Source organism: Paenibacillus sp. 01T422 (assembly GCF_056398785.1).
The window spans coordinates 1-6,369 of the sequence record NZ_JBFTQB010000330.1 but is presented as its reverse complement, the minus strand read 5'-3'; the positions used below and the strand labels follow the sequence as shown (position 1 = coordinate 6,369).

At 44.4% G+C, this 6,369-nt stretch carries 10 protein-coding genes; 1 reads left to right on the top strand and 9 read right to left on the bottom strand.

Annotated features, from left to right (window positions below):
- From AC1DUA_RS18870 to AC1DUA_RS18845, 6 genes are all read right to left on the bottom strand, one after another.
- On the bottom strand, positions 1-316 hold a 316-nt coding region (locus AC1DUA_RS18870; RefSeq protein ID WP_477501237.1), incomplete at its 3' end, for a glycosyltransferase.
- A 19-nt stretch (positions 317-335) separates the two neighbouring features.
- Entirely contained in the window at positions 336-1,031 is a 696-nt protein-coding gene (gene bshB1 / locus AC1DUA_RS18865; RefSeq protein WP_477501236.1) for a bacillithiol biosynthesis deacetylase BshB1, read from the bottom strand.
- Between the two features lies 1 nt (position 1,032).
- A complete protein-coding gene (locus tag AC1DUA_RS18860; RefSeq protein ID WP_477501235.1) occupies positions 1,033-1,452 on the bottom strand; it encodes a methylglyoxal synthase in 420 nt (139 codons plus the stop codon).
- A gap of 27 nt (positions 1,453-1,479) precedes the next feature.
- Positions 1,480-2,283 (bottom strand): 4-hydroxy-tetrahydrodipicolinate reductase, encoded by an 804-nt coding sequence (gene dapB / locus AC1DUA_RS18855; RefSeq protein ID WP_477501234.1) that lies wholly within the window; start codon positions 2,281-2,283, stop codon positions 1,480-1,482.
- 26 nt (positions 2,284-2,309) lie between these two features.
- On the bottom strand, positions 2,310-2,819 hold the full coding sequence (locus AC1DUA_RS18850; RefSeq protein WP_477501233.1) for a tetratricopeptide repeat protein: 510 nt from the start codon (positions 2,817-2,819) through the stop codon (positions 2,310-2,312).
- 62 nt (positions 2,820-2,881) lie between these two features.
- Positions 2,882-3,220: a nucleotide pyrophosphohydrolase gene (locus tag AC1DUA_RS18845; protein WP_127451427.1), complete on the bottom strand. Its 339-nt coding sequence runs from the start codon at positions 3,218-3,220 to the stop codon at positions 2,882-2,884.
- Positions 3,221-3,334: 114 nt separating this feature from the next.
- On the opposite strand from AC1DUA_RS18845, the gene AC1DUA_RS18840 reads away from it, so the two are divergent.
- Positions 3,335-4,207, top strand: a complete 873-nt coding sequence (locus AC1DUA_RS18840) for a YitT family protein (RefSeq protein WP_477501232.1) — start codon at positions 3,335-3,337, stop codon at positions 4,205-4,207.
- 40 nt (positions 4,208-4,247) lie between these two features.
- Here the strand turns inward: AC1DUA_RS18840 and AC1DUA_RS18835 are convergent, their stop codons facing one another.
- The 3 genes from AC1DUA_RS18835 to AC1DUA_RS18825 form a co-directional block, all read right to left on the bottom strand.
- The gene (locus AC1DUA_RS18835; protein ID WP_477501231.1) at positions 4,248-5,138 is read right to left on the bottom strand and encodes a sporulation protein YpjB; all 891 of its coding nucleotides are present in this window, start codon (positions 5,136-5,138) and stop codon (positions 4,248-4,250) included.
- A gap of 66 nt (positions 5,139-5,204) precedes the next feature.
- Positions 5,205-5,867: a DUF1405 domain-containing protein gene (locus tag AC1DUA_RS18830; RefSeq protein ID WP_477501230.1), complete on the bottom strand. Its 663-nt coding sequence runs from the start codon at positions 5,865-5,867 to the stop codon at positions 5,205-5,207.
- 62 nt (positions 5,868-5,929) lie between these two features.
- Positions 5,930-6,369: c-type cytochrome (locus tag AC1DUA_RS18825; RefSeq protein WP_477501229.1), on the bottom strand; the 440-nt coding region annotated here is incomplete at its 5' end.

Here is a 6,369-nt window from a genome sequence, read left to right as displayed (position 1 = left end):
GCAGTGCACAGACCGCATGTGGAATCGCGTAGTGAACATGAAGCAGGTCTAGCTCTTCCATTTTGGCAACTTGTGCAAGTTTGCTTGCAAGCGAAAGATCATATGGCGGGTAACGGAATACATAATACTGACTGACTTCCACTTCATGATAAAAAATATTTTTATGGAATTTACCTAGGCGGAATGGCATGCTGTGCGTAATAAAATGAACCTCATGCCCTTTTTCGGCAAGCAGCTTGCCAAGTTCTGTCGCAACAACTCCTGAACCGCCTAACGTCGGATAACACGTAATTCCAATTTTAAGTTTATCGTTCATTTTGCACCTCTTTTCCGGATCAATCGATTCGATCTACCACCATAGGCAGCTTAGAGACGAAACCTTCTGCATACGGAAGCATACGCTTTTGTCCCAATAAATGGTCACGAGCTACTACGCGCTCTATATAACCTTGATTTAGCGGTGTCGCAACGCTTCCTTGCCCTGTTATGAACTGCGAACGATATGCGCTCAGTGCAGCCTTCTTGGTCTCGTAATAATCTGTTACATTAACTATGAAATCAGCTTCGTACACATCATTTATAAAATAAAAATACATATTCTCCACATGGACCGGATCAGATTCCGGCAAATATTTGCGCAGTTTGGCATTAAACACAGCTTCTTGAATAAGTGCCGAGCAGGCAATATGATCGGGATGTCGATCCTGCCAATAAGGAGCAAAAACTATTCTAGGTCTGTACTTGCGGATCTCCGCCGTAATTCGTTCAATATGACTGGGAGTCACGTACAAGCCTCGGTCTGGTAACCCGAGATTCGTGCGCACGGTCAATCCTAATACTTGTGCCGCTTGCTCTGCTTCCTCTTTCCTCGTCTCGACTGTCCCATTGGAGGACATCTCTGCGTAGGTTAGATCGCAAATGCCCACTCGGTAGCCCAAGGCGGTATGCTTCGCAATCGTTCCAGCCATCCCAATCTCAGCATCGTCTGCATGTGCACCAAAAATAAGTATATCTAATTGTTGTTCGCTCATCTTATTCAAGTCCCGGTTTATATTTATGTACGAGTTCTCTCCATGCAAAATCCCCGCGATCCAGCGCTTTAACGAGGATTTCCGCCGTTGCAATATTGGTAGCGCACGGAATTCCTTGCACATCGCATAAGCGCAATAGAGCAATGATGTCCGGCTCATGTGGCTGCGCCATTAACGGATCACGCAAAAAGATGATCAAATCCATTTCATTTTGAGCGACCAAAGCACCAATTTGCTGGTCTCCGCCAAGTGGCCCCGACATAAAGCGATGGACATCGAGCTTCGTATTCTCCATGATTCTCTGTCCTGTTGTACCTGTTCCATATAATTTGTGACCTGCAAAAACATGCTCATACGCCGTAACGAAATTAACCATCTCATCTTTTTTGCGGTCGTGAGCGATTAGCGCGATATTTAACATTCTGACTTCCACTCCCCTAGGACTTTCTTAATCTATAAAATGCTCGAATCCATAAATCATACCGCTATATGTCATTACTTTACGAACAGCAATCGCTACGCCCGGCATATAAGCAGCACGATCATAAGAGTCATGTCTAATCTTAAGTGCCTGCCCTTGTTCAGCCATAATGACTTCCTGTTGAGCAAAAATACCCGGCAGACGTACGCTATGTATTCTAAACCCATTGTAATACCCGCCGCGCGAACCTTCAATCGTTTCTTCTTCTTTCGGATTACCCTGCCTCATCTCTTCTCTAACTTCAGAAATAAGTTCAGCGGTTTTCACGGATGTTCCTGAAGGTGCGTCGAGCTTTTGGTCACCATGATATTCGATAATTTCCAAGTGAGGGAAATATTTCGATGCTTGAGCGGCAAATTTCATCATCAGAATGGCTCCGATGGAAAAGTTAGGAGCAATAATTCCGCCGATTGCTTTATCCTGACACTGCTTGTCCAACTCAGCAATATCCTGCGGTGTAAATCCAGTAGTCCCCATCACGGGACGAATGCCTAACCGAATCGCCAAACTTGTATGTGAAAACGCCGTTTGTGGTCCAGTAAAATCCACTAATACATCCGGTTTGGATTCGGTTAGCGCAAGTTCCAAATCATTGCTCATTTTGACGCCGCATTCTTCAAACCCTACCATTTTTCCAAGATCAATTGGGCCAGAGGAGCGGTCTACTCCCGCCACTAATTCCATATCGGACTCTGTGAGTACGGTCTTTACGACCTCTCTCCCCATTCTTCCACTTGCCCCAATGACGGCTACTCGAATTTTACGATCCATGACGTTGTTTCTCCTTTGTGTATGTTTCAAACTCTATTTTTCATCTTTTGCTGGTAGCGAGCAGCCTGCTGCTTGGCTAGTTCATGATTTGGCTCTAATCGAACGGCTTCCATCACCGTTTGATAGGCTCTCCCGTAATCGTTTCGGAAAGCAAAAGCTTCCCCAAGTATTAAATAGGCTTCAATCGTCAGAGGATCAAGCACAATGGCTTCCTTCAATAAGAAGATCGCTCTTTCGGCATGATCGGATTTCGTGCTTAACTGCCTGCGAGCTTTATCCACCAATTCTCTGGCATGGAGTACTTGCAAATGATAGCGGTATACTTGATTATCTTGCTCCAAATCGGTAGCTTTTGCAGCGTGTTCAATAGCATTGCTCAGCTTATTGCTTCTTGCATACGTTATCGATAGTTTGTAGTGATAGGTAGCATTGTCAGGTTCTGCGGTTATCGCTTTTTCAAACCATTCGATGGCTCTTTCGAAGTCTTGTGAAAGTATAGATTCGTACGCTTTCTGTATTTGATCTTCTCCATTCATCTGCCCATCCTCCTTATCGAAAGAGAGTCTCCCTTCAGAGGGGATGGTATAGTTTATGAAGCTTATGTAATTTCGGTGTTAATTTTAGTCCATCTACCCGCATCTCTCGTATTGAACTTATGCATGATTTTATCATGCGCTTCGGTCAAATCAATCCCGAGTGAGTTCGCGAAACAGATCGTTATAAACATAATATCGCCCAGTTCTAGCTCAATGGAGTTGTCCGCTTCCGTGCTTTTTTTCGGCTTTTCGCCGTAGGTATGGTTCACTTCACGAGCTAACTCCCCCACTTCTTCAGACATTCTAGCGAGCATAGCCAAAGGACTGAAATATCCTTCCTTGAACTGGGAAATATAAGTATCGACTTCTTTCTGTATATCTTTCAGCGTGCGTTCCGACATGTTCACCCTTCTTTCCTTCATCTTCACCAAGATATCATTACTATGTTAAACTAAACAAGAAAAGTTGACAAATTTTTTTGACAGATGCGAACCATGAGGTTTGGAGGAAATGAAATGATTTTTAAAGAAAGATTTGCTGATCAATTTACAAATGTACTTGCCATTACGGTTGGCACCGCGATTTATGCGTTTGGTTTACATTACTTTGTCATTTCAAATGAGCTCATGGAAGGCGGCGTTACGGGTATCGCTTTGCTGCTGAAATATGTGCTTAACGTTCCTCCTTCCGTATCTACCTTAGTATGCAATATCCCCTTGTTCTATCTCGGGTGGCGCGTTTTCGGGAAAGGCCCCATGTTGTACACGATTTACGGCGTAGTTTCCTTATCCTTTTTTCTCTGGGTGATGGAACGACTCATACATAACAACTGGCTCATCCCATTTCACACTACACAGGATTACTTTCTAGCTACACTTTATGCCGGGCTTACGTTAGGTACCGGACTTGGTCTTGTCTTTCGATTCGGCGGCACTACAGGCGGCTCAGACATCTTGGCTCGTATCGGAAATAAGAAAAGGGGCTGGAGTGTCGGACAAGTCATCTTAATTATTGACGTTATCGTAATTGGTACTTCCTTTCTTTATTTGCCGAAGGAAAAAGTCCTCTACTCACTCGTTGCTGTCTTTGTTACTTCCCGCCTCATTGATTACATATCCGAAGGCGCTCATGCAGCTAAGGCATTTACGATTATCAGCGATGAAGCTGTACCTTTATCGGAAGCCATTACAAAGGAATTAGACCGTGGAGTCACTCTGTTTCCTGCAAGGGGCGCTTACTCAGGCAACAATAAAGAAGTATTGTATTGTGTCGTATATCGCCATGAAACAAGACGACTTCGCGAGCTCATTCAGTCCATCGATCCTCGCGCTTTTATCATCATAGGGGAAGTCCATGATGTGATAGGCGAAGGCTTCAAAGCACAATAAAAAGGTTGAGCAGATTGTGACATCTGCTCAACCTTTTATTTTAATCGCCAACTTCCTTTTCCCTCGCTCGTGAATGCTTGATTGGGACGATATGCCGACCGGATTGGTACATCCGCCAGCCCACGAAAGATAATACACTGACGATGATAAGTCCTATCCCAACTGACCAGATGATCGGATGCTTAGGGTCAGTGAGGGGTACGAAAGCAATTGCATCCTTGTTTTTCAAAAACAATTCATCCAGTACCTGACCTAAATGGTCCAGCCCTGTTTCCACTTGACGACCTATCATCGGCTCACTATTAATGTTTTTTCTTAGAAAGACAATAACAGAGTCAAGCTTCTCGACAGAGGAGGCGTCCCGGCTAATCAATAAAGAAGGATGAATAATAGCAATATGCTGAGATAGCTTCCCGAAGTTAGCCATGCTTTCTTGCTGTTTTCCAGCTTTTACAACCTGTGTTAATGCAGCTGTGTCATTTTGCAGCACTTTATAATATTGCAGCCACATGGGCTGGTTTTTATGGGTAAGGGCATCCGTTGCAAGTCGTATCTTGGCTACGGCCATCTGCGCTTCTTCCGGTGAGTAAGTCGCGGCGCTATAGACTCTCTTGGCCTGCGTAATCGTTTCCGTTAACGCATTAAGCCCCTCTACGGATGTAATGCCTTCAAATTGTATCTTCGGAATTTGATCTGACATTTGCATCAGCTTATTCCGTGCCTCAAGCACTTGACCGTCCATCGTTTGCTTGTACATCTCATCTGCAATTTGATTCAGAAACTCAACCCGCTTCAACTGTTCTGGATCTATTGGTTTTGCGGCTTGTCCAATCGTACTGGTACTAGCTGCGCATGCAGAGCTTATACTTACGACTGCTGCCAACAAAAGTGTGACTGTCAGTCGTTTAATTCCCCCGGTAAACATAAACATGGGACATCCCCTCCTTCACCATCATCATATGGAGGTTCGTCCCAATTTAGACCATCGGTTATGTGATTATCGTTGTTTCTTCTGACGCAGACCCAAACAGATAAAAGCTATCATAATACCTATGAGGCTTAAGCTGATTGTAAAGCTTTCTATGGTCCTATAATAGTTGTTTACAAGCACTTCGGGCAATCTAGGGAATACCCCTCGTTCATAATCCATGAAGTCGTTCCACAGCGTCCAGCACGTAATAAGCAGGATGGCAGGTATCCGGAATGTATACCACCTAACGAATAATAGCGCTTCCACTGCCATAGCCAAATGCGAGCATGTAAGCATMCAACCATCCCAGCCCACAGGAACTCCTTGCCAAGCGCCTGCCCAAATCATAGTAACAGCCCAAATGCCATATTTAAATGATGTGATAAGAGCAAAAGCTTCCACGAAACCTCTAATGGCTTGGTAGACTTTCCCGGATCGACTACCCCATGAACGGTCTATAATCAAGTAACCGACTGACAAAGTGAAGAATAAGCTGGCTGTCGGACTATCCGGCACAAAAATAACATACCATGACGGGTAATCAGCTATCGTGTCCACCATTTGAAGCCAATACCACTCATAGCCATACACGGTGCCAAGCAGATTTGTGATGAAAAACAGCCACAGCATCTTTTTGCTTAACAAGAAATCCTTACTCCAGAAATAAGAAATGGACACGCCTTGATGCAAGTAAGCTCCTCCTCCAGTGATTTAAAAAAACCTGACCGCTTTCGCGATCAGGTTTCCCTATTTTATTGGGCCTTTTGTTTGGATAACCATTCAGTAAGTTTCGTGATATCGGCATCTGTTAAGCCTTTATCAATGTTGGCTTGATATTGTTTACCCATGTTGCCCTTACCGTTTTTGACAATGTTCAAAATCTCATCTTGCGAATGCTTGTCACCTACGCCAAGCAGCGCTGGTACGCCTGAAGCCGGCATCCCTTTAAGTCCTGCACCGTGACAGGACAAGCAAGTTGCTTTTTTGTAAATTTCAGCACCTGGATCATCTGCTGCTACGATAGCAGGAGCTTTCTTCGTATCCTTCGCCGCGCCGCCGCCAGCAGCTGCGCCTTTGTTAGCGTTCATTTCTTCTTCACGCTTAATGTGCTCAGGAATGATGTTTTTCTCTTTCAACTCAAATTGGTAGTGATCCCAAGATGTATACGTTAAGTATGTACAAGCGATAAGAG